The organism is Pseudomonas sp. AF03-9 (assembly GCF_020515815.1).
Lineage (GTDB): Bacteria > Pseudomonadota > Gammaproteobacteria > Pseudomonadales > Pseudomonadaceae > Aquipseudomonas.
Genome location: NZ_JAHPJF010000001.1, coordinates 147,514 through 169,034, shown reverse-complemented (window position 1 = coordinate 169,034; position 21,521 = coordinate 147,514). Strand labels below are relative to the sequence as shown.

Sequence of the window (21,521 nt, the reverse complement as noted above, 5' to 3'; positions counted from 1 at the left end):
GCAACACCCCATAACCCTGTGGGAGCTGGCTTGCCTGCGATAGCGGTGGTGAATCCACCACCGCTATCGCAGGCAAGCCAGCTCCCACAAGGGATTGCCTTTCAAAGGTTGAAACCGTGGTGTCAGGCGTATTGCGCGGCGGCGTAGCCCGAAGCCCACGCCCACTGGAAGTTGAACCCGCCCAAGTGACCGGTCACATCCAGCACTTCACCGATAAAGTACAGCCCAGGGCTTTTCAGGGATTCCATGGTCTTGGACGACACCTCCCGCGTATCCACCCCGCCCAGCGTTACCTCGGCCGTGCGATAGCCCTCGGTGCCGGCTGGCACCAACTGCCAGCTGCCGAGTTTCTGCGCGATGTCGGCAATCTCGGCATGGGTGTACTGCTTCATCGGCTTGGACACAAACCAGGTTTCCGCCAGCAGGTTGGCCATCTTCTTGGTGAAGATCTCGCCCAGCAGGGTTTTCAGCTCGCTGTTCGCACGCTCGGCCTGTTGCTGTTGCAGCCAGGTGTGGGCGTCGTGGTCGGGCAGCAGGTTGATCTCCACGGTGTCGCCGGGTTCCCAATACGAGGAAATCTGCAAGATCGCCGGGCCGCTCAGGCCGCGGTGGGTAAACAGGATGTTCTCGCGAAAGCTCTGGTCGTTGCAGCTGACCAGGCAATCCACCGAGGTGCCGGACAACTCGCCGCACAAGTCCTTGAGCTGGTCGGTGATGGTGAATGGCACCAGCCCGGCGCGGGTCGGCAGCAGTTCGTGGCCGAATTGCCTGGCCACCTGGTAGCCAAAGCCGGTGGCGCCCAAGGTTGGAATCGACAGGCCGCCGGTGGCGATCACCAGGGACTCGCAGCGCAGTTCGCCGAGGGTGGTCTGCAATTGGTAGCCGCTGTCGACTTTGGCGATCTCCTGGATGGAGGTGTCCAGGTGCAGGCTGACGCCGGTCTGGATGCATTCGTCGAGCAGCATGCCGAGGATGTCGCTGGACTTGTTATCGCAGAACAGCTGGCCGAGTTTTTTCTCGTGGTACGGCACGCCGTGCTTGGCCACCAGCCCGATGAAATCCCATTGGGTGTAGCGCGCCAGGGCGGATTTGCAGAAGTGCGCATTGTGCGAGAGGAAGTTGGCCGGCTCGGTGTACAGGTTGGTGAAATTGCAGCGGCCACCGCCGGACATCAGGATCTTCTTGCCGGCCTTGTTGGCATGGTCGATCAGCATCACCTTGCGCCCGCGCCCGGCGGCGGTCAGTGCGCACATCAAGCCTGCGGCGCCGGCGCCAATGATCACAACTTCGGTCGAGCGCAAAACGGTGTCCTCATACAAGTGCTGATTTGAAATACAGTCCAATGTGGGAGCGGGCTTGCTCGCGAATGCGGTGTGTCAGCCACTGAATAAGTTGACTGGTCCACCGCATTCGCGAGCAAGCCCGCTCCCACATTTTGATCTCTGTATGGCGTGAAAGCTTTACAGGATGCGCACGCGCAACGAACGGCCCTTGATCTTGCCGTCATTCAAACGCTGCAACGCCTGCTTGGCGATGCCGCGTTCCACGGCCACAAAGGCCTGGAAGTCGAAAATCGCGATCTTGCCGACCTGGGCCCCCGGAATCCCGGCTTCACCCGTCAGTGCACCGAGGATGTCACCCGGACGCACTTTGTCTTTACGGCCAGCGGCGATGCACAGGGTGCTCATGACTGGCAGCAACGGCCCACCACTTTGCGGCTTGAGGTTGTCCAGTTGGTCCCAGTTCAACGGCGACTTCTGCAACTGCTCGATAGCCTGGGCGCGGTGCGCTTCGGACGGCGCCACCAGGCTGATCGCAATCCCGGTCTCACCGGCACGGCCGGTACGGCCGACGCGGTGGATGTGGATTTCCGAGTCACGGGCCAGTTCGACGTTGATCACCATGTCCAGCGAGTCGATGTCCAGGCCACGGGCGGCGACGTCGGTCGCTACCAGCACCGAGGTGCTGCGGTTGGCGAACATCGCCAGTACCTGGTCGCGGTCGCGCTGTTCCAGGTCGCCATGCAGGCCAACGGCGGAGATGCCCTTGGACGTCAGGTGATCCACGGTTTCCTGCACTTGCTGCTTGGTAAAGCAGAACGCCACGCACGAAGCCGGGCGGAAGTGCGCCAGGACCTTGGTCACGGCATCCATGCGCTCTTCCGGCGAGATCTCGAAGAAACGCTGTTCGATCTGATCGTCGGAGTGGAACGCCTCGGCCTTCACTTGCTGCGGCGCGCGCATGAACTTGGAGGCCAACTGCTTGATGCTTACCGGGTAGGTGGCCGAGAACAGCAGGGTCTGGCGGCGTGCCGGGGTCTTGCTGATGATGTCTTCGATGGCATCGTAGAAGCCCATGTCGAGCATGCGGTCGGCTTCGTCGAGGATCAGCGTATTCAAGCCATCCAGCACCAGCGAACCCTTGCGCAGGTGCTGCTGGATCCGGCCCGGAGTGCCGACGATAACGTGGGCGCCGTGTTCCAGGGAGGCGATCTGCGGGCCGAGGGACACGCCACCGCACAGGGTCAGGACCTTGATATTGTCTTCGGCACGGGCCAGGCGACGGATTTCCTTGGCGACCTGGTCGGCCAGCTCACGGGTCGGGCACATCACCAGCGCCTGGCAGCCGAAGTAACGCGGGTTGATCGGGTTCAACAGGCCGATGCCGAAGGCGGCAGTCTTGCCGCTGCCGGTCTTGGCCTGTGCGATCAGGTCCAGCCCCTTGAGGATCACCGGCAAGCTTTGCGCCTGGATCTGCGTCATCTCGACATAACCCAGCGAGTCGAGGTTAGCCAGCATGGCGGCGGACAGCGGCAAAGTATTAAAAGCGGTGGCGATGGTAGTCACGGGACTGGCTCTGCAAAACAAAATGTCGCGCAGTGTACCAGCCCTGTGGGATTTTCCCCGCAAGTTCTAGACGAGACGCCACTTAATGCTCGATGTGCTGCTCCGGGCTGGCCAGCCGTTTGCCGTCTTTTGGCGATAATTGCAGGAAGATCGCCGCCGCCAGCATCGCCATGATGCCTACGGTGAGGAAGGTCAGCTGGAACGCGCCGAGCACGCTTTCCACGCCATCGTTGCCGGTTTCTGCGGTGAACCCGCCGAGCAATGCACCGGCGCAGGCCACGCCAAGGCTGAGGGACAATTGCGCCACGACCGACAGCAAACTGTTGCCGCTGCTGGCCTGGGCGTCGTCGAGGTCGATCAGGGTGACGGTGTTCATCGCGGTGAATTGCAGCGAGTTGATTGCCCCCAGCACCGCCAGCATGCCCAGCAACAAAGGGTAGGGCGTGTGTTCCGTGACCAGCCCCATGCTCGCCAGCATGATGCCCAGCGCGAGGGTGTTGCCGGTCAGCACGATGCGGTAGCCCACTCGCTCGATCAACGGCCGCGCGATGGACTTGGCAAACATCGCCGCCGCCGCCAGCGGCAACATGCTCATCCCGGCTTCCGACGGCGAATAGCCCAGCGCCACCTGCAACAGCAGCGGCACCAGGAACGGCAGCGCGCCGCTGCCCAGGCGCGCAAACAAGTTGCCGAGGATGCCCACCGCAAAGGTGCGCGTCTTGAACAGCACCGGCGAGAACAGCGGGTTATCGATATGCCCGGCGCGCAGCCAGTACGCCGCCAGGCACGCCAGCCCGCTGAACAGCAGCAACATCACCCGCAGGTGCGGCAGGTGCAGTTCGCCCAGGCCTTCCATGGCGATGGTGATCAGCACCATTGCCGCGCCAAACAGCAAGAAACCCAGGCTATCAAAGCGAGTGCGCTCGCTGCCGCGCAGGTCGGGGATGAATTTCCACACGGCGTAGCAACCGATCATGCCCACCGGCAGGTTGATCAAAAAGATCCAGTGCCACGTCAGGTATTGCACCATCCAGCCGCCCATGGTCGGGCCGAGCAGCGGGCCAAGCAGGCCGGGGATGGTGATAAAGCCCATGATCCGCACCAGCTCGGAACGCGGGTAGGCGCGCAGTACCACCAGTCGCCCGACCGGCAGCATCAACGCACCGCCCAAGCCCTGGATGACCCGCGCGCCCACCAGCATGCTCAGGCTGCTGGACAGCGCGCACAGCAGCGAACCGATGCTGAACAGCATGATCGCGCCAAAGAAGATTTTCTTGGTGCCGAAGCGGTCGGCGATCCAGCCCGAGGCCGGGATCAGCAAGGCGACGGTGAGCATGTAGGCGATCACCACGCCTTGCATGCGCAGTGGGTTTTCCGCCAGGTCCCGGGCCATGGCCGGCAGTGCCGTGTTCAGAATCGTCCCGTCCAGCGACTGCATGAAGAAGGCAATCGCCACCACCCAGGGGAGCCAGCGGGCGGTCTTGGCATCGAGCGGGACGCGATTCGGCATAGAAAACCCTTTTTGTTAGCAGGCTATGTGTCGGCGATTATGCGCCATCCGTCGTGCGTTTTCCCACCAGGAAATCCAGCAGTTCACGGTGCACCGCCGCGGCGGCCTCACTGGATTCGAGGTCGAGCAAGTGCCCGGTATGTTCGGCCACGGCAAAGCTGCTGCGCCCCACATACTGCTTGAATACCTGCGCCTCGGCGGCCGGCGTGTATTCATCCAGCGCGCCGTTGATGAAGTGCACCGGCGTTTCAATCTTCTTGAGTTCCGGCAGGTAATTGCCATCGCCCAGCGCCAGCACCTGATGAATATGAAAGCGCGCCTGGCGGTATTCGGTGGTGGCCATGGTCGACAGGTGCCGATGGTTATTGCGCTTGAGCCGAGGCGACAGGTATTTGCCCACCGTCTCGTTGAGCAGATGGCCGACGGCGGATTTGTCATCCGCCTCGATCAGCACGCGCACGCGCTCCACGTAATCGAGCATCGCCCTGTTGAGGTCTGGCGCCAGGGCCATCACCACCGAGCTTTTGATCGATGGCGGGTTGTGCGCCAGGGTCAGCAGCGTGGAGATGCCGCCCCAGGAGGCCGACACCAGATGGTTGACCTCGAAGCGCTCCACCAGGGCGCGCAGCATCTGGACTTCATCGTCCTTGGTCACCAGATCCAGGTCGGTGTTGTGTTCGCGGGAATAGCCCGAGAAGGGCAGGTCGAACAACAACACATTGAAATGCTCGGCCAGGCACTTGCTGGTGCGGGCGAACGAGCGGGTGGTGGACAGCGCGCCATTGACCATCAATACGGTGTCTTTCTGCGGGTCGTTGCCCAGTTGCTCAACGTGAACGTTGTAGTGCTTGAACAGCTTGTTGATGACGAAACTTCCGTGGTCCATGTCAACGCTCACTTCCTGTGGGTGGCGGTATGCCACTAACCGTTATAGCGAGGTTTTTTGCAGGGGACAACAGAGCACGGGGGAACAAGTGCGAGATGGGATTTTGCGGTAGGAAGGTGCTAAGCGAGGTATCAGAAACCTGCACAGTGCAATGTGAGAGTGGGCTTGTGTGGGAGCGGGCTTGCTCGCGAAAGCAGTGTGTCAGTCACTGAATGAGTTGACTGACCCACCGTATTCGCGAGCAAGCCCGCTCCCACACAAGCCCGCACCCCACAGGGGGGGTGTTGTGTTTAGAGGGTCAAGGTCAGGCGTTTGACCAAGGCGCCCGGGAGCAGGTTGGATGAGGTATTGCGCTGGCTGTAAGTGCTCGGCGACAGCAGCAACTCCCGCTCCGCCGTCAGCGCCTCCAACTGCGAACCGAGCAAGCTGTACACACTGTCATCAAAGCGCATGGTACTCACCGGTGCCTTGATCTCGCCGTCCTCTACCCAGAACGTCGCAAAGCGCGTCATGCCGGTCAGGCGCGCCGCCGGCAGGTCGGAGTAGTTCAAGTACCACAGGTTGCTGATGTACAAACCGGTGCCCAACCTCTTGAGGATGTCGGCCTGGGCCAGGTTGCCCGCCGCCATCTGCAAGGCGCTCGGCGCTTCGTCACGGCTTGCGCCGTTGGTGCTCAGGCCGTACTCGGCGGCGCTGCGCGAGTTGATCAGCTCGCCTGCGGCCTGGCCCGCGTTGATCAGCGTGACATCGCCCCGCGGATAGCCTTCGCTGGAAAACGCTTCGCTCAGGGAGCCGCTGATGCGCTCATCCACCGTCACCAGCGGGCTCAGGGATTGTTCCCCGGCATACAGTTTTTGCAGCGAACTGCTTTTGCTGGCGATGGCCTGGGCGGAAAAACCGCCCCAAGTGATGATGCTGATGATTTCTTCCATGGCCGCCGGAGCGAGGTAGGCGCGGTACTGCCCCGGTGCCAGCTTGTGCAGTGGGCGGCCAAGGAACTCGAGTTGCTCGCGGGCCTGTTGCAAGCGTGCGGCAAACGCTTTGCTGTCCCAGGTGTGCCCGGCGTAGCTGGCTTTCACCGCTTCGCCATTGGCGTGGAACAGGCTGAAGTCGAAGTTGAAGCTATTGGCCTGGTGCCAGCCGAACGCCCCCGAAGAGCTGGCAAAACCACGGCTGATCGGGCCGGCGGCGTAGAAGCCAACCAGGTCCACGCCGTCGGCGGCGCGGCTGATGTCGTCCAGCACCTGGGCCAGCGCTGGCAATGGCTGTGCCTGTTCGTTGCGGCTTTGCCAGGCGTTGTGGTTCAGCAGCAGGTACGGGTCTGGCGGCAGCAGCGGCAGGGTTTCGCGCAACTGTTGCAAGCCATCGGCGAGGCGCTGGCGGTCCAGTTGCGGTGCACCGGCGAGGGTGATGTTCAGGTCGGCGTGGCGGTCAGCGTTGATCAGCTTGAGCGTGACGCTGGCCTGCTGCACCTGCCCGGCCTGGCGCACCTTGGCGTGGTTGAAACGTACGAACTCGGACGCTTCGGCGGCGTAGCCCAAATGAAACTGTTCGTTGTCGGTGATGGCCTGCTTGAGCCATTCCACCAGTGCCTTGAAGTCGTTCATCAGGCATCTCCCCCAAATACATCGACATCACTGAACACACAGGCCGGCGACGCATGGCCGACGCGGATCACCTGGTTGGGTTCGCCTTTGCCGCAGTTCGGCGTACCCAACACCTTGAAGGTGCTGGCATCGCCGACGGCGCTGAGGTTGCGCCAGAACTGCGCGGAAATTGCCCGGTAGTTGGGGTTTTTCACCACGCCCTTGAGCTCGCCGTTTTCGATCAGTTGGCCCCATTCGCAGCCGAACTGGAATTTGTTGCGCGCATCGTCGATGGACCATGAACGGTTGGTCGACATCAGGATGCCGTTTTCGATGCCGCCAATCATCTGCGACAGGCTCTTGTCACCCGCCTCGATATTCAGGTTGGCCATGCGGTCGATGGGCGCGCGGTTCCAGCTGCTGGCGCGGCTGTTGGCCACGCCTTGCATGCCCGCACGGAATTGCGACAACGCACCGCCCAGCGGCTTGAGCAACAACCCTTCGCGGATCAGGAATTGCTTGCTGGCGGCGGTGCCGTCGTCGTCATGGCCGTAACTGGCGAGTTGCTCGGGGATCTGCGGGTCGAAGGTCACGTTGAGCAGCGGTGAGCCGTATTGCAGATGGCCGAAGTCGCTGGCCTTCACAAAACTGGTGCCGGCGTAATTGCGCTCGTCGCCAAGGATGCGGTCCAGTTCCAGTGGGTGGCCGATGGATTCGTGGATTTGCAAAATCATCTGGTCGGGCATCAACAGCAGGTCGCGCGGGCCATTGGGCGTATTTGGCGCGAGCAGCAGTTGCAGGGCTTCATCGGCAATGCGCGGCGCGGCGCCGACCAGGCCGAAGCGGCTGATCACGCCAAAGCCGCCTTGCTGGCCGAAGTTGCTGCCGCCCAGGGTGCGGGTCTGGCTGTCGTGGCCGTCGTAGGCGGTGACGTTGACGCCGGGGAACACGAAGCGTTGGGCCTGGCGCAGTTCGGCACCGGCAGTGTTGAGGTAGATCTGCTCGACGTGGGTCAGGCCCAGGCTGACTTCCCAGTTCACCAGGCGCTCGTCTTTGGGCACCGCAGCGGATTCATCGCCGAGCAGTTGGTAGCAGTCGCTCAAGGACGGGAAGGCTTGCTCGAGATCGGGCGACAGGTAGTCGGCCACGTCGCTGGACACCGGCTGGTCGCGCAGGTCGAGCAGGGCGTGGGCAGCGATCTGCCGGGCTTGCTGTTCGGCGCGCTCAAGGGCGGCTTGCAGGCCGGCGAGGGAAATGTCGTTGGTCGCGGCGTAGGCTTCCACACCGTTGACGCGCACGGTGAGCATGGCGCCCTCGTCGTGGTTCAGGTGCGGCGGTTCGGCGACGTTCTTGCGCACGGCCAGGTAGTGGCCGGATTCGCGCACGTAGCGCAGGGAGAAGAATTCGGCGCAGGAGCGCAGGGCACTGAAGTGCTGTTTGAGGATGGAGTGTTTATCAAACATGGGGCCTTCCTTGTGGGCGGCTCGTCGCGGGCAGGCGGACAGAGTAGGCCTGGGCTGGGAGCTGATCAAGGAAAGTGTAGGCGGGTGGTTTTGTGGTGTCTGGTCGGGCCTCATCGCGGGCAAGCCCGGCTCCCACAGGTGATCGAGTTATTTAGACGAACTCGGTCAACTGTGGGAGCTGGCTTGCCTGCGATACAGGCGACGCGGTGTCTCAGTTACTGCGCGGTAGGGCCCACTTCACGCAGCGGCTTGCCACGCACTGGCGCATCGCCGGCCACGTAGTAGTCGGCAGTGCTGCGTGGCAGCGGCTGGCGGCCACGGATCTTGTCGGCGATTTTCTCGGCGATCATGATCGTCGGCGCGTTCAGGTTGCCAGTGGTGATGATCGGCATGATCGACGCATCCACCACACGCAGACCTTGCATGCCGTGTACACGGCCTTCGCCGTCCACGACTGCCATCTCGTCGGTGCCCATCTTGCACGAGCAGGACGGGTGGAACGCAGTCTCGGCGTGCTCGCGGATGAACTTGTCGAGCTGTTCATCGGTTTGCACGTCGATGCCCGGGCTGATTTCGCGGCCACGGTACGGGTCCAGGGCCGGCTGTTGCATGATTTCACGGGTCAGGCGAATGCCGTCGCGAAATTCCTGCCAGTCCTGTTCGGTGGCCATGTAGTTGAAGAGGATGCTCGGGTAGTCGCGCGGGTTCTTCGACTTCAGCTGGATGCGCCCACGGCTCGGCGAACGCATGGACCCCATGTGCGCCTGGAAACCGTGTTCTTTCACACCGTTGCTGCCGTTGTAGTTAATCGCCACCGGCAGGAAGTGGTACTGGATGTTCGGCCACTCGAATTCTTCACGGGTACGGATAAACCCGCCCGCTTCGAACTGGTTGCTGGCGCCGATGCCGGTGCCGTTGAACAGCCACTCGGCACCGATCGCCGGCTGGTTGTACCAGAGCAGCGACGGGTACAGCGACACGGGTTGGGTGCACGCGTATTGCAGGTACAGCTCAAGGTGGTCCTGCAGGTTCTCGCCGACGCCGGGCAGGTCGTGGACCACCGGGATGTCGAGGCTTTCCAGCAGTTTGGCCGGGCCGACACCGGAGCGTTGCAGCAGTTGCGGCGAAGCGATCGCACCGCTGCATACCAGCACTTCCTTACGGGCGCGGGCTTCGACGCGTTCTTCGGCGGCACCGATCAGGTAACGCACGCCGACCGCACGCTTGCCTTCGAACAACACTTTGTCGGTGAGGGCGTGGGTGACGATGGTCAGCGTCGAACGCTTCTTGGCGGTGTCCAGGTAACCGCGTGCGGTGCTGGCGCGACGGCCTTTAGGCGTGACGGTACGGTCCATCGGGCCGAAGCCTTCTTGCTGGTAGCCGTTCAAGTCTTCGGTACGCGGGTAACCGGCCTGCACGCCGGCTTCGACCATGGCGTGGAACAGCGGGTTGTTGCCGGCCTTTGGCGTGGTCACGCTGACCGGGCCATCGCCGCCGTGCCAGTCGTTAGGACCGATGTCGCGGGTTTCGGCCTTGCGGAAATACGGCAGGCAGTCGAGGTAGGTCCAGTCTTCCAGGCCTGGCAGCTTCGACCAATTGTCGTAGTCCATGGCGTTGCCACGGATGTAGCACATGCCGTTGATCAGGGAAGAACCACCCAGGCCCTTGCCGCGACCACATTCCATGCGGCGGCCATCCATGTGTGGCTCTGGATCGGTTTCGTAGGCCCAGTTGTAGCGGCGGCCTTGCAGTGGGAACGCCAGCGCGGCTGGCATTTGCGTACGGAAATCGAAACGGTAGTCCGGGCCGCCGGCTTCCAGCAGCAGGACGGTGACGCCTTCGTCTTCGGTCAGACGGGTCGCCAGGGTGTTACCGGCGGAGCCGGCACCCACGATGATGTAGTCGTATTCTTGGGACATAAATGCACCCTCTTTGGAGATGGTCAGGTCGGGCCTCATCGCGGGCAAGCCCGCTCCCACAGGGGAACGCATTCCAAGTGTGGGAGCTGGCTTGCCTGCGATAGGGCACTCACAGGCAATACAAGGCTCGGGTGTTAGAACACCGAGGCGTAATCGCCCAGCTCGACCTGTACCGATTTGATGCGGGTGAAGTTGTTCAGCGAGCTGATGCCGTTCTCACGGCCCACACCGGATTGCTTGTAGCCGCCCACCGGCATTTTCGCGTCGGACTCGCCCCAGGCGTTGATCCAGCAGATACCCGCTTCCAGCTGATGAATCACGCGGTGGGCGCGGTTCAGGTCCTTGGTCACCAGGCCGGCGGCCAGGCCGAAGTCGGTGTCGTTGGCGCGGCGGATCACTTCTTCTTCGGTTTCGTAGGTCAGGATCGCCATGACTGGACCGAAGATTTCTTCACGCACGATGACCATGTCGTCGGTGCAGTCGGTGAACACGGTCGGGGCCACGAAGGCGCCTTTGGCGAAGTCGCCGTCGGTCAGGCGCTCGCCGCCGCACAGCAGGCGTGCGCCTTGCTCTTTGCCCTTGGCGATGTAGCCCAGCACGCTTTCCATGTGGGCAAAGCTGACCAGTGGGCCGAAGTTGGTGTTTTCGTCTTCCGGGTTGCCCACGCGAATGCGCGCGACACGCTCGACGATCTTGGCTTCGAACGCCGCTTGCAGGTGCTTGGGCACGAACACGCGGGTGCCGTTGGTGCACACCTGACCGGAGCTGTAGAAGTTGGCCATCATCGCGGTGTCGGCGGCGCGGTCGAGGTCGGCGTCGTCAAAGATGATCAGCGGGGACTTGCCGCCCAGTTCCATGGTCACGTCTTTGAGCGAGGAGCTCGACGCGCTGGCCATGACTTTCTTGCCGGTGTCGGTGCCGCCGGTGAACGAGACTTTCTCGATGCGCGGGTGCTCGGTCAGCCAGGTGCCGACTTCACGGCCGCTGCCGGTCAATACGTTGAACACGCCCGCTGGTACGCCGGCTTCGGTGTAGATCTCGGCCAGTTTCAGGGTGGTCAGCGAGGTGACTTCGCTTGGCTTGAAGATCATCGCGTTACCGGCGGCCAGGGCCGGTGCGGATTTCCACAGGGCGATCTGGATCGGGTAGTTCCACGCGCCGATACCCGCCACCACGCCCAGCGGCTCGCGGCGGGTGTAGACGAAGGAAGTGTCGCGCAGCGGGATCTGCTCGCCTTCGATGGCGGGCACCAGGCCTGCGTAGTATTCCAGCACGTCGGCGCCGGTGACGATGTCGACGTACTTGGTTTCGGAGAACGCTTTACCAGTGTCCAGGGTTTCCAGGGCGGCCAGTTCGTCGTTGCGCTCGCGCAGGATGTCGACGGCACGACGCAGGATGCGCGAACGCTCCATGGCGGTCATCGCGGCCCAGATTTTCTGGCCTTTTTCGGCGCTGACCACGGCACGTTCAACGTCGTCTTTCGTCGCGCGTTGCACTTGGGCGAGAACTTCACCGTTAGCCGGGTTGATGGCTTCGAAGGTGGCATCGCTGCCAGCGTCGCTGTAGCCGCCGTCAATGTAGAGTTTTTGCAGTTCGAAACGGGCCATAAAGTCCTCGCAAGTGCATAAGTGGTTGGCGTTGACCACCGCACCGTAGGCCGGTGCGGCAGCGTTCAGGGGTTGAGCGTCTATGTGTGCTCTAACTCACCTGCTTGGCCAATTGGAAATCCATGTATTCGTAAGCGATCCGTTGCGCCTGCGCCGTGTCGAAAGCGTCTCCCGACAGGGCGCCGCGCAACCACAAACCGTCGATCAGGGCCGCCAGGCCTCGGGCTGCTTTGCGTGCGTGCGGCAGCGGCAGCACTCGGCGGAACTGGCAGCACAGGTTGGAATACAGACGTTGATCGTTGATCCGCTGCAACCTGTGCAATGACGGGTGGTGCATGCTGGTGGCCCAGAAGGCCAACCAGGTTTTCATTGCCGGGCCGTTGACCTGGCTGGCGTCGAAGTTGCCCTCGATGATCACCTGAAGGTGTGCCCGTGGGCTGTCGTCCGTCAGCGCGAGCCTGCGTTCGTGGACGTTGTCGATCAGCGCGTTCATCAAGTAGCGCATCGTCGCTGCAATAAGGCCGTTCTTGTCCTTGAAGTAGTGACTGATGATGCCGTTCGAGACGCCGGCCAAACGGGCGATCAGCGCAATGCTGGCATCTCCCATCCCGACCTGATCGATGGCCGTCAAGGTGGCTTCGATCAATTGCTGGCGGCGTATGGGTTGCATACCGACCTTGGGCATGTAGCACCTCTCCTTAGGCCTGCCGACTGGCGATAAACGTCCGTCGGCTTGATGGCCAGTCTATTTTGTTTTGATTGAACGTTCAATCAACAAAGAATAAGATCTGCGACAAATGGTCGCTGCCTACAGAAGTTTCCTGCCTGAGAGCCGCGACAAATGACACCTGCAAAAACCCTTGAAACGCCCTGTCTACCTGTCCGGTAGGGGGCCAAGGGTTTTCGGGGTGTCTTTATAACACCCGTCCGTCGCCTGCCCATAAAGCGATGTCCCGGGATAACCGCTGCCTTGTGTTTCTCTTTCGCACTGCCCGGAGCATCTGCGCCATGAGTTCTGCCTCTCTTATAAAGACCCCGCCGGAAAAGGTGCGGGTCAACGGTTGGGTGTTCTACACCTCCACCGCGTTGATTCTGTTGTTGACTGCCATCCTGATCATCGCCCCGCAGGAGGCCGGGCGCATGCTCGGCGTCGCACAAGCCTGGCTGTCGAAAAGCTTCGGCTGGTATTACATGGTGGTCATCGCCGCCTACCTGGTGTTTGTAGTGGGCCTGGCGTTTTCTTCCTACGGCAAATTGAAACTGGGCAGCAAGGACGACACCCCGGACTTCAGCTACGGCGCCTGGGCCGGCATGCTGTTCTCGTCGGGTATCGGCATCTCGCTGCTGTACTTCGGCGCCTCGGAGCCGCTGGACCACTACTTCAACCCGCCTGAAGGCGCGGCCGCCAGCAACATGGCTGCACGCCAGGCGCTGCAACTGACCTTCCTGCACTGGGGCTTGCACGGTTGGGCGATCTACGCCTTGGTCGGTCTGGCCGTGGCGTACTTCGCGTATCGCCATAACCAGCCGCTGGCCTTGCGTTCGGCGCTGTACCCGCTGGTCGGCGAGCGTTGGGTGAAGGGCGCGGCCGGTCACGCGGTGGACGGTTTCGGCATGTTCGTGACGCTGCTGGGCCTGGTGACCAACCTGGGGATTGGGGCGATGCAAGTATCGTCCGGGTTGGAAAACCTGTTCGGCATGGCGCACAACAACACCAACCTGCTGATCGTGATCATCGTGATGAGCACCGTGGCGACCATCGCTGCCGTGTCGGGTGTGGAGAACGGCATTCGCCGCCTGTCCAACCTCAATATCGTGCTGTTCAGTGGCTTGCTGATCTTTGTGCTGCTGTTCGGCCCGACCCTGCACCTGCTCAACGGCTTCGTGCAGAACATCGGCGACTACATGAACGGCCTGGTGCTGAAAACCTTCGACCTCTACGTCTACGAAGGCGACGCCGACAAGACCGAACGCTGGATGGGCCTGTGGACCCTGTTCTACTGGGCCTGGTGGATTTCCTGGGCGCCGTTCGTAGGCATGTTCATCGCGCGCATTTCCCGTGGTCGCTCGGTGCGTGAACTGGTGGCGGGCGTGCTGTTGATCCCGCTGGGCTTCACCCTGGCGTGGCTGTCGATCTTTGGCAACTCGGCGCTGGACCTGGTGCTGAACCACGGTGCGGTGGAGTTGGGCAAGACGGCGCTGGAACAACCGTCGATGGCTATCTATCAACTGCTGGAGCATTACCCGGCGTCGAAAATCGTCATCGGTGTGTCGATCTTTGTGGGCTTTGTGCTGTTCCTGACCCCGGCGGATTCCGGCGCGGTGATGATGGCCAACCTGTCGTGCAAAGGCGGCAATGTGGATGAAGACGCGCCGCACTGGCTGCGGATCTTCTGGTCGGCGGTGATCACCCTGGTGACCATCGGCCTGTTGTTCGCGGGTAACTTCGAAGCCATGCAAACCATGGTGGTGCTGGCGGGGCTGCCGTTCTCGGTGGTGCTGGTGTTCTTTATGTTCGGTCTGCACAAGGCCATGCGCCAGGACGTGGCCATCGAACAGGAGCAGGCGCAATTGGCCGAGCGTGGCCGTCGTGGTTTCAGCGAGCGGTTGACCGCGCTGGACCTGCAACCGAGCCAGGGCACGGTGCAGCGTTTCATGGACAAGCACGTAACGCCGGCGTTGGAAGAAGCCGCCGTGGCATTGCGTGAGCAGGGCTTGCAAGTGCAGACCTTGCTTGGCAAATCCAAGCGCTGCATTGGTGTGCGCATCGAGATGGAAGAGGGCAACCCGTTTGTCTACGAAGTGAGCCTGGATGCTTACTCGTCGGCCTCGACCGACTTGCCTGAAGAAGAGCGCACCCGCTACTACCGCGCTGAGGTGTACCTGCACAACGGGCCTCAGGAATACGACCTGATGGGCTTTGCCCAGGAACAGATCACCCGGGACGTGCTCGATCAGTTTGAAAGCCATCGGCAGCTCCTTGGCCGGGTCTATAGCTGATAGTTGAAGCCTGGCAGTGTCCTCACTGACACTGCTGGGTCTGAATGTGGGAGCGGGCTTGCTCGCGAATGCGGTGGGTCAGTGACAGGTGTGCTGACTGATACACCGCATTCGCGAGCAAGCCCGCTCCCACATTGACCCCATTTCTTCAGTGGGGTTTGTGGGATTGGCCTAGCCCAGGTTCTTGCCTAGCAGGGCGTGGTACAGCTCGCTGTCCCCCAAGATCCCCACCACCTGGTTGTTGTCATGCAACACCAGCTTGTTCCCCGTGTGATACCGAATCTGCAACGCATCACGCATGCCGATATTCGAATCCACCAGCGTTGGCAACCGACTCAAACCTTCCACCGCTTGCCCCGGTGCCCAGTTCTGCAAATTCATCACCGCGCCATTCTGGCGAGCACCCTTGATGGTGTTGCCTTCGGCCAGGTCCAGCCACGAGTCGCCGCCCGGGTCCAGGCACACCGAACCGTTGACGCGCTTGCAGTTGTCCAGGGTGCGCATCAGGCTGCGGCCGCACAGGACGTTCAGTGGGTTGGTATGCGCGACGAAGGTGCGCACATAGTCATCCGCCGGGTTCAGCACGATCTCTTCCGGCACGCTGTACTGGATGATCTTGCCGTCTTTCATGATCGCGATACGGCTGCCCAATTTGAGCGCTTCGTCGAGGTCGTGGCTCACGAACACGATGGTCTTGCTCAGCTTGCGTTGCAGTTCCAGCAACTCGTCCTGCAAGCCCTGGCGGATCAGCGGGTCGAGGGCGGAGAAGGGTTCGTCCATCAGCAGGATGTCGGCGTCCATCGCCAACGCGCGGGCCAGGCCGACGCGCTGCTGCATGCCGCCGGAGAGTTCATCCGGCTTCTTGTTGCGCCATTGGGTCAGGCCTACCAGTTCGAGCTTTTCGTCCACCAGCTTGCGCCGGTCTTTTTCCGGACGGCCCTGCATCTCCAGGCCGAAGCTGATGTTTTCGCGCACGGTCAGCCACGGCATCAGGGCGAACTTCTGGAACACCATGGCGATGCGCTTGGTACGCATCATTTTCAGCTCGGCGGGGGTGCAGGAAGCGATGTCGATCTGGCGACCCTCATGCTCCACGAACAGCTGGCCGCGGCTCACGGTGTTGAGGCCGTTGATGCAGCGCAGCAAGCTGGATTTGCCCGAGCCCGACAGGCCCATCAGCACACAGATCTCGCCTTTCTCGATGTCCAGGCTGGCTTTTTCAACGCCGACAATCTGCCCGGTCTTTTTCAGGATCTCGTTACGGCTCATGCCCTGGTCCAGCAGCTTGAGCGCTTCGCGTGGGTCTTTGGAGAAGATCACGTCGACATTGTCGAATCGGATAATGCTCATGCATCACCCCCTACTTTGGCGTCGGGTTGTTTGCAGATGCGGTCGAGCATGATGGCCAGCAATACGATTGCCAGGCCGGCTTCAAAGCCCAGGGCGATGTCAGCGGTGTTGAGTGCGTTGACCACCGGTTTGCCGAGGCCATCGGCGCCCACCAGGGCGGCGATCACCACCATCGACAACGACAGCATGATGCATTGGGTAATGCCGGCAGCGATGCTCGGCATGGCGTGGGGCAGTTCAATGCGCGAGAGCAATTGACGGCGCGAGCAGCCAAAGGCCTTGCCGGCGTCCATCAACTCTTGCGGTACATCACGGATACCCAGGTAAGTCAGGCGGATCGGCGCGGCAATCGCGAACACCACCGTGGAAATCAGCCCAGGCACCACACCCAGCCCGAAGAGGGTCAGGGTAGGGATGAGGTAGACGAAGGTCGGTACGGTCTGCATCAGATCGAGTACCGGCCGCATCATGGTGTAGAACATCGGTTTGTGCGCGGCAACAATGCCCAGCGGCACACCGATGACCACGCAGACCAGGGTGGCGAACAGCACCTGCGCCAGGGTCTCCATGGTTTCCTGCCAGTACCCCAGGTTGAGGATCAGCAGGAAGGAGGCGATCACAAATACGGTCAGGCCCCATTTGCGTTGAATAAAATGAGCCAGCAGCGCAATCAGACCGATCAATGCCAGCGGATTGAACCAGGTCAGCGCGAACGTCACGCCGTGGATCATCGTTTCCAGCGTCGATGCGATTGCGTCGAAGTAGTTGGCACCGTGTTGGGTCAACCATTCAACGAAGGCAGCGATGTACTGGCCTAGTGGGATTTTCTGTTCAGTCAGCATGGTAGTGAATGTCCACATGCGAAGAGGGAAAACATCCCGGGGCAGCGCACCGCCCCGGGGACAACGGTGAATTACTTGGCGAGATAGGCTTTCACGGCGTCCAGTCCAGGTTTGCCATCAACGGTGGTGACCCCCGCGAGCCAGGTGTCGAGCACTTGCGGGTTTTTCTGCAGCCAGGCTTTCGCCGCGGCGTCGGGCTTCATCTTGTCGTCCAGCACGTTACCCATCAGGGTGCTTTCCATGTTCAAGGTGAACGACAGGTTTTTCAGGAGCTGGCCAACGTTGCTGCATTCCTGGGTGTAGCCCTTGCGCACGTTGGTGTAGATGGTGGCCTGGCCGTAGTTGGGGCCGAAGGAATCATCCCCGCCGGTCAGGTACTTCATCTTGAAGCGGGTGTTCATCGGGTGCGGTTCCCAGCCGAGGAACACGATGGCCTGGTCACGCTTGGAGGCGCGCTCAACCTGGGAGAGCATCCCGGCTTCGCTGGATTCGACCACTTTGAAACCGGCGGTTTTCAGGCCGAAGGCGTCTTTGTCGATCAGTGTCTGGATGGTGCGGTTGCCGTCGTTGCCCGGCTCGATGCCGTAGATCTTGCCGCCCAGCTCGTCCTTGAATTTGGCGATGTCGGCGAAGTCCTTCAGGCCTTTGTTGTACAGCGCTTCGGGGACCGCCAGGGTGTACTTGGCGTTCTCCAGGTTGGCGCGCACGGTTTCCACGGTGCCGGCATCACGGTACTGCTTGATGTCGTTTTCCATGGTCGGCATCCAGTTGCCGAGGAAGATGTCCATGTTCTTGCCGTCGGCCAGGGACTTGTAGGTCACTGGTACGGAAATCATCGTGGTGCGCGGCTTGTAGCCCAGGCCCTTGAGGATTTCGCTGGTGGTCGCCGTGGTGACGGTGATGTCGGTCCAGCCGACATCGGAGAAGTTGACGGTGTGACATTGTGCCGGCTCTGCCGCGTGCGCCAGGACTGGCAGACTCAGCATGGCGGCCAATAACAACTGGGGTGAACCTTTCATGGGGCTAGACTCCTGTGTTTTTTCTGGCGGCCTTCGCCGCGCTTTATAAGTGTTGCGTTTAGAGCGTGTGACAACTGCTCTGGCACGGCGCCTTGCAAACGAGTCGAGACTGATCATGTACCAGTGAAAATCTGACGCCTACAGGGGGCGTCGTATCCAGTACAGGGAGGGTCGTATCCAGTGTCGGTGACGTCGCTTACAGGTTTTTCCCAAGGCAAAACTGCAGTTTTTGCCCATCTGCACCGCAAAAAACGCCCAAAACAGGTGATCACACGCCAGCGACGCTAGTGAGCATGGGTGCGTCGGTGTGAGACGCCGTGACGGCGGATAAAAGCTTGATGATGCCGCCATCTGGGCGATCTGAGCGTAGCACCTCGTTCAAGCCTGGCCGTGCTTATCGAGGAGTTCTACCGCAATGGCTATCAGTGTTTTCGACCTGTTCAAGATCGGCATCGGGCCTTCGAGTTCTCACACCGTCGGCCCCATGCGCGCCGCGGCGTTGTTCGTCCAGGGCCTGCGTGGACGTGAGTTGTTGGAACAAGTGCGGCGCGTCGAAGTTCAGCTTTATGGCTCCCTGTCCGCCACCGGCATCGGCCACGGCAGCGACACCGCCACCATCATGGGGTTGATGGGCGAGTGGCCGGACGCAATCGACCCGTCGCAAATCGGCCTGCGCATTCACACCCTGCGCGAAACCGACACCCTGCTGCTGGACGGACACCTGCCGGTGCCCTTCGTGTGGGCCCGCGACATGCGCCTGCTCGACGAAAACCTGCCGTTTCACCCCAATGCCATGACCCTTGTGGTGTACGGCGACAGCGGCGAGTTGCATCGCGACACTTACTATTCGGTGGGCGGCGGTTTTGTGGTGGATGAAGCGCAGGCACAAAGCGGCGTGGCCGACATGGATCGCACCGAACTGCCCTACGATTTTTCCAGCGCGGTGGAGCTGTTGCAGTTGTGCAAGACCCACAACCTGCGCGTCGCCGAGCTGATGCTGGCGAACGAAAAGGTCTGGCGCTCCGAAGAAGAAATCCGCAGTGGCCTGCTCAAGCTCTGGCACGCCATGCAAGATTGCGTGGAGCAAGGCCTCAAGCACGAAGGCATCTTGCCCGGCGGCCTGAACGTGCGCCGCCGCGCCGCCAAGTTGCACCGCAGCCTGCAGGAATTGAACAAGCCCAATGTAATCGGCTCGACGTTGAGCGCGATGGAGTGGGTCAACCTGTTCGCCCTCGCCGTCAACGAAGAAAACGCCGCCGGCGGGCGCATGGTCACCGCACCCACCAACGGCGCGGCGGGGATCATCCCGGCGGTGCTGCACTACTTCATGAAGTTCAGCGAAGAAGTCACCGAAGCCAATGTGGTCGACTACCTGCTCGGCGCCGCGGCGGTGGGCATCCTGTGCAAGAAAAACGCCTCGATCTCCGGTGCCGAAGTCGGCTGCCAGGGCGAGGTGGGTTCAGCCTGCGCGATGGCTGCCGCCGGCTTGGCGGAAATCCTCGGCGCCACGCCGGAGCAACTGTGCAACGCCGCCGAGATCGGCCTGGAACACAACCTCGGCCTGACCTGCGACCCGGTGGGCGGGCTGGTGCAGGTGCCGTGCATCGAGCGCAACGCGATTGCGGCGGTGAAAGCGATCAACGCGGCGCAGATGGCGTTGCGTGGGGATGGTCAGCACTTTATCTCGCTGGACCGGGTGATCCGCACCATGCGCGATACCGGGGCGGACATGCACGACAAGTACAAAGAGACGTCGCGGGGTGGGTTGGCGGTGAGTGCTGTCGAGTGTTGAGTCAGTGACACCGCTATCGCAGGCAAGCCAGCTCCCACAGTTGACCGAGTTCCAGCATGAGGGCGCGGTCGAATGTGGGAGCTGGCTTGCCTGCGATAGCGGAGGTCCAGACAACACTGCTCACAAAGTGCACACCCAACGCAAAAGCGCCACCTTTTAGCGCGTCGCAAACAGATAAGTAGCTCACGAACGGTTTACCCCTCGACCACCCGTCCCCCGTGCCATGGGTGACAGACTTCTCCTACGCCCGCAAAGCGCCTTCCCACAAGTGCTACCGTTCTGCTCACCCGCTCTGTGAGGGCCCGTTCCTACGCCCATTTCAGGGCTTAACCATGCGTCTCGCGCGGGCTTATATAGACGCGTCAAAACGTCGTTTTTAGGAGTTATTGGACGGCCATTCAAATTTAGGCATGGCATTTGCTCTGTCAATTCAAAGCCTCTCTCCGTGAAGGATGAAGAGCGCAATAACAAGAGCCTCGCCTGAGGCCATCACCCGCTTTGTGTGAGGAGATACTGTGATGACGTCGTTCAACTCCGGGGCTCAACCCCAGAACCGTACGCCTCAATCCATCGGCTTTTTGCTGCTGGACAATTTCACGCTGATTTCCCTGGCATCCGCAGTCGAACCCCTGCGCATGGCCAACCAGCTGTCCGGTCGCGAGTTGTATCGCTGGACAACCCTGAGTGTCGACGGCAACCAAGTGTGGGCCAGCGACGGGCTGCAAATCACTCCCGATGCCTCCATGCACAAAGCCCCGGCCCTGGACACTGTGATCGTGTGCGGCGGCGTGGGTATCCAACGTACCGTCACCCGTGAACACGTGTCGTGGCTGCAGAGCCAGGCGCGCCAGTCGCGTCGCCTGGGCGCCGTGTGCACCGGCAGCTGGGCCCTGGCCTGCGCGGGTCTGCTCGATGGTTTCGATTGCAGCGTGCACTGGGAATGCCTGGCCTCGATGCAGGAAGCCTTCCCGCGCGTGGCCATGAGCACACGCCTGTTCACCCTCGACCGCAACCGCTTCACCAGCTCCGGCGGCACCGCGCCGCTGGACATGATGCTGCACCTGATCAGCCGCGATCACGGGCGTGAACTGTCGGCCGCGATCTCCGAGATGTTTGTGTACGAACGCATCCGCAACGAGCAGGATCACCAGCGCGTACCGCTCAAGCACATGCTCGGTACCAACCAGCCGAAGCTGCAGGAAATCGTCGCGTTGATGGAGGCCAATCTGGAAGAGCCGATCGACCTGGATGAGTTGGCGGTGTACGTCGCCGTATCGCGGCGCCAGTTGGAGCGGCTGTTCCAGAAGTACCTGCACTGCTCACCGTCGCGTTACTACCTGAAGTTGCGCTTGATCCGTGCGCGGCAGTTGCTCAAGCAAACGCCGATGTCGATCATCGAAGTGGCGTCGGTGTGTGGGTTTGTCTCCACGCCGCACTTCTCCAAGTGCTACCGCGAATACTTCGGCATTCCACCACGGGATGAACGTGTGGGCTCCAACACGACCCAACAGGTGGCGATGATGCCGATTCCGCCGGCCTTGGTGCTGTCACCGTTGTCGGGGCCGATGTCGGCGTTGAGCCAGGCGCGCAATGAGTCGACGTTTGCCAGCGTAAGGCTCTAGACCCAGGCGCCTGCATTCGCGAGCAAGCCCGCTCCCACATTCAACTGCATTCCAGGGTTGGAACTCGGTCGAATGTGGG

15 protein-coding genes are annotated in these 21,521 nt (G+C 61.5%); 3 read left to right on the top strand and 12 right to left on the bottom strand.

Annotation, left to right across the window (positions count from 1 at the left end; genetic code table 11):
- Positions 1–122: 122 nt before the first annotated feature.
- From LIY36_RS00760 to betI, 9 genes are all read right to left on the bottom strand, one after another.
- Positions 123–1,301 (bottom strand): NAD(P)/FAD-dependent oxidoreductase, encoded by a 1,179-nt coding sequence (locus tag LIY36_RS00760; RefSeq protein WP_192299905.1) that lies wholly within the window; start codon positions 1,299–1,301, stop codon positions 123–125.
- 159 nt (positions 1,302–1,460) lie between these two features.
- On the bottom strand, positions 1,461–2,798 hold the full coding sequence (gene dbpA / locus LIY36_RS00755; protein ID WP_230412671.1) for an ATP-dependent RNA helicase DbpA: 1,338 nt from the start codon (positions 2,796–2,798) through the stop codon (positions 1,461–1,463).
- A gap of 130 nt (positions 2,799–2,928) precedes the next feature.
- On the bottom strand, positions 2,929–4,356 hold the full coding sequence (mdtD, locus tag LIY36_RS00750) for a multidrug transporter subunit MdtD (RefSeq protein WP_226454525.1): 1,428 nt from the start codon (positions 4,354–4,356) through the stop codon (positions 2,929–2,931).
- 37 nt (positions 4,357–4,393) lie between these two features.
- Positions 4,394–5,242: an alpha/beta fold hydrolase gene (locus tag LIY36_RS00745; RefSeq protein WP_192299902.1), complete on the bottom strand. Its 849-nt coding sequence runs from the start codon at positions 5,240–5,242 to the stop codon at positions 4,394–4,396.
- Between the two features lie 290 nt (positions 5,243–5,532).
- Positions 5,533–6,849 (bottom strand): TldD/PmbA family protein, encoded by a 1,317-nt coding sequence (locus LIY36_RS00740; protein WP_226454524.1) that lies wholly within the window; start codon positions 6,847–6,849, stop codon positions 5,533–5,535.
- A complete protein-coding gene (locus LIY36_RS00735; RefSeq protein ID WP_226454523.1) occupies positions 6,849–8,291 on the bottom strand; it encodes a TldD/PmbA family protein in 1,443 nt (480 codons plus the stop codon). Before LIY36_RS00735 ends, LIY36_RS00740 begins: the two co-directional genes overlap by 1 nt.
- 215 nt (positions 8,292–8,506) lie before the next feature.
- Positions 8,507–10,210, bottom strand: a complete 1,704-nt coding sequence (gene betA, locus LIY36_RS00730; RefSeq protein WP_226454522.1) for a choline dehydrogenase — start codon at positions 10,208–10,210, stop codon at positions 8,507–8,509.
- A gap of 134 nt (positions 10,211–10,344) precedes the next feature.
- Complete coding sequence (gene betB, locus LIY36_RS00725) at positions 10,345–11,817, bottom strand: betaine-aldehyde dehydrogenase (protein WP_226454521.1); 1,473 nt, start codon at positions 11,815–11,817, stop codon at positions 10,345–10,347.
- A gap of 91 nt (positions 11,818–11,908) precedes the next feature.
- Positions 11,909–12,502, bottom strand: coding sequence for a transcriptional regulator BetI (gene betI / locus LIY36_RS00720; RefSeq protein WP_015886274.1), 594 nt, complete (start codon positions 12,500–12,502; stop codon positions 11,909–11,911).
- A 380-nt stretch (positions 12,503–12,882) separates the two neighbouring features.
- On the opposite strand from betI, the gene LIY36_RS00715 reads away from it, so the two are divergent.
- A complete protein-coding gene (locus tag LIY36_RS00715) occupies positions 12,883–14,817 on the top strand; it encodes a BCCT family transporter (RefSeq protein WP_226454820.1) in 1,935 nt (644 codons plus the stop codon).
- Between the two features lie 171 nt (positions 14,818–14,988).
- Here LIY36_RS00715 and choV read toward each other — a convergent pair whose 3' ends face one another.
- The 3 genes from choV to LIY36_RS00700 all read right to left on the bottom strand — a co-directional run bounded on the left by choV (position 14,989) and on the right by LIY36_RS00700 (position 18,028).
- Positions 14,989–16,167 carry a choline ABC transporter ATP-binding protein gene (gene choV, locus LIY36_RS00710; protein ID WP_192299896.1) on the bottom strand — a complete coding sequence of 393 codons (1,179 nt, stop codon included), beginning with the start codon at positions 16,165–16,167 and terminating at the stop codon, positions 14,989–14,991.
- On the bottom strand, positions 16,164–17,009 hold the full coding sequence (gene choW / locus LIY36_RS00705) for a choline ABC transporter permease subunit (protein ID WP_010207125.1): 846 nt from the start codon (positions 17,007–17,009) through the stop codon (positions 16,164–16,166). The genes choV and choW overlap by 4 nt, the downstream gene beginning before the upstream one ends.
- A gap of 71 nt (positions 17,010–17,080) precedes the next feature.
- Complete coding sequence (locus LIY36_RS00700; RefSeq protein ID WP_226454520.1) at positions 17,081–18,028, bottom strand: choline ABC transporter substrate-binding protein; 948 nt, start codon at positions 18,026–18,028, stop codon at positions 17,081–17,083.
- Positions 18,029–18,443: 415 nt separating this feature from the next.
- Here LIY36_RS00700 and LIY36_RS00695 point away from each other — a divergent pair, with 415 nt between their 5' ends.
- Both LIY36_RS00695 and LIY36_RS00690 read left to right on the top strand, forming a co-directional pair.
- The gene (locus LIY36_RS00695) at positions 18,444–19,820 is read left to right on the top strand and encodes an L-serine ammonia-lyase (protein ID WP_226454519.1); all 1,377 of its coding nucleotides are present in this window, start codon (positions 18,444–18,446) and stop codon (positions 19,818–19,820) included.
- 518 nt (positions 19,821–20,338) lie between these two features.
- Positions 20,339–21,442: a GlxA family transcriptional regulator gene (locus LIY36_RS00690; RefSeq protein WP_192299893.1), complete on the top strand. Its 1,104-nt coding sequence runs from the start codon at positions 20,339–20,341 to the stop codon at positions 21,440–21,442.
- The last annotated feature ends 79 nt before the right edge of the window (positions 21,443–21,521 follow it).

Excerpts from the sequence above, each read along its gene's own strand:
- dbpA (WP_230412671.1), bottom strand. The coding sequence starts at position 2,798 with ATGCTGGCTAACCTCGACTCGCTGGGTTATGTCGAGATGACGCAGATC.
- mdtD (WP_226454525.1), bottom strand. The coding sequence starts at position 4,356 with ATGCCGAATCGCGTCCCGCTCGATGCCAAGACCGCCCGCTGGCTCCCC.
- LIY36_RS00745 (WP_192299902.1), bottom strand. The coding sequence starts at position 5,242 with ATGGACCACGGAAGTTTCGTCATCAACAAGCTGTTCAAGCACTACAAC.
- LIY36_RS00740 (WP_226454524.1), bottom strand. The coding sequence starts at position 6,849 with ATGAACGACTTCAAGGCACTGGTGGAATGGCTCAAGCAGGCCATCACC.
- LIY36_RS00735 (WP_226454523.1), bottom strand. The coding sequence starts at position 8,291 with ATGTTTGATAAACACTCCATCCTCAAACAGCACTTCAGTGCCCTGCGC.
- betA (WP_226454522.1), bottom strand. The coding sequence starts at position 10,210 with ATGTCCCAAGAATACGACTACATCATCGTGGGTGCCGGCTCCGCCGGT.
- betB (WP_226454521.1), bottom strand. The coding sequence starts at position 11,817 with ATGGCCCGTTTCGAACTGCAAAAACTCTACATTGACGGCGGCTACAGC.
- betI (WP_015886274.1), bottom strand. The coding sequence starts at position 12,502 with ATGCCCAAGGTCGGTATGCAACCCATACGCCGCCAGCAATTGATCGAA.
- choV (WP_192299896.1), bottom strand. The coding sequence starts at position 16,167 with ATGAGCATTATCCGATTCGACAATGTCGACGTGATCTTCTCCAAAGAC.
- choW (WP_010207125.1), bottom strand. The coding sequence starts at position 17,009 with ATGCTGACTGAACAGAAAATCCCACTAGGCCAGTACATCGCTGCCTTC.
- LIY36_RS00700 (WP_226454520.1), bottom strand. The coding sequence starts at position 18,028 with ATGAAAGGTTCACCCCAGTTGTTATTGGCCGCCATGCTGAGTCTGCCA.
- LIY36_RS00695 (WP_226454519.1), top strand. The coding sequence starts at position 18,444 with ATGGCTATCAGTGTTTTCGACCTGTTCAAGATCGGCATCGGGCCTTCG.
- LIY36_RS00690 (WP_192299893.1), top strand. The coding sequence starts at position 20,339 with ATGACGTCGTTCAACTCCGGGGCTCAACCCCAGAACCGTACGCCTCAA.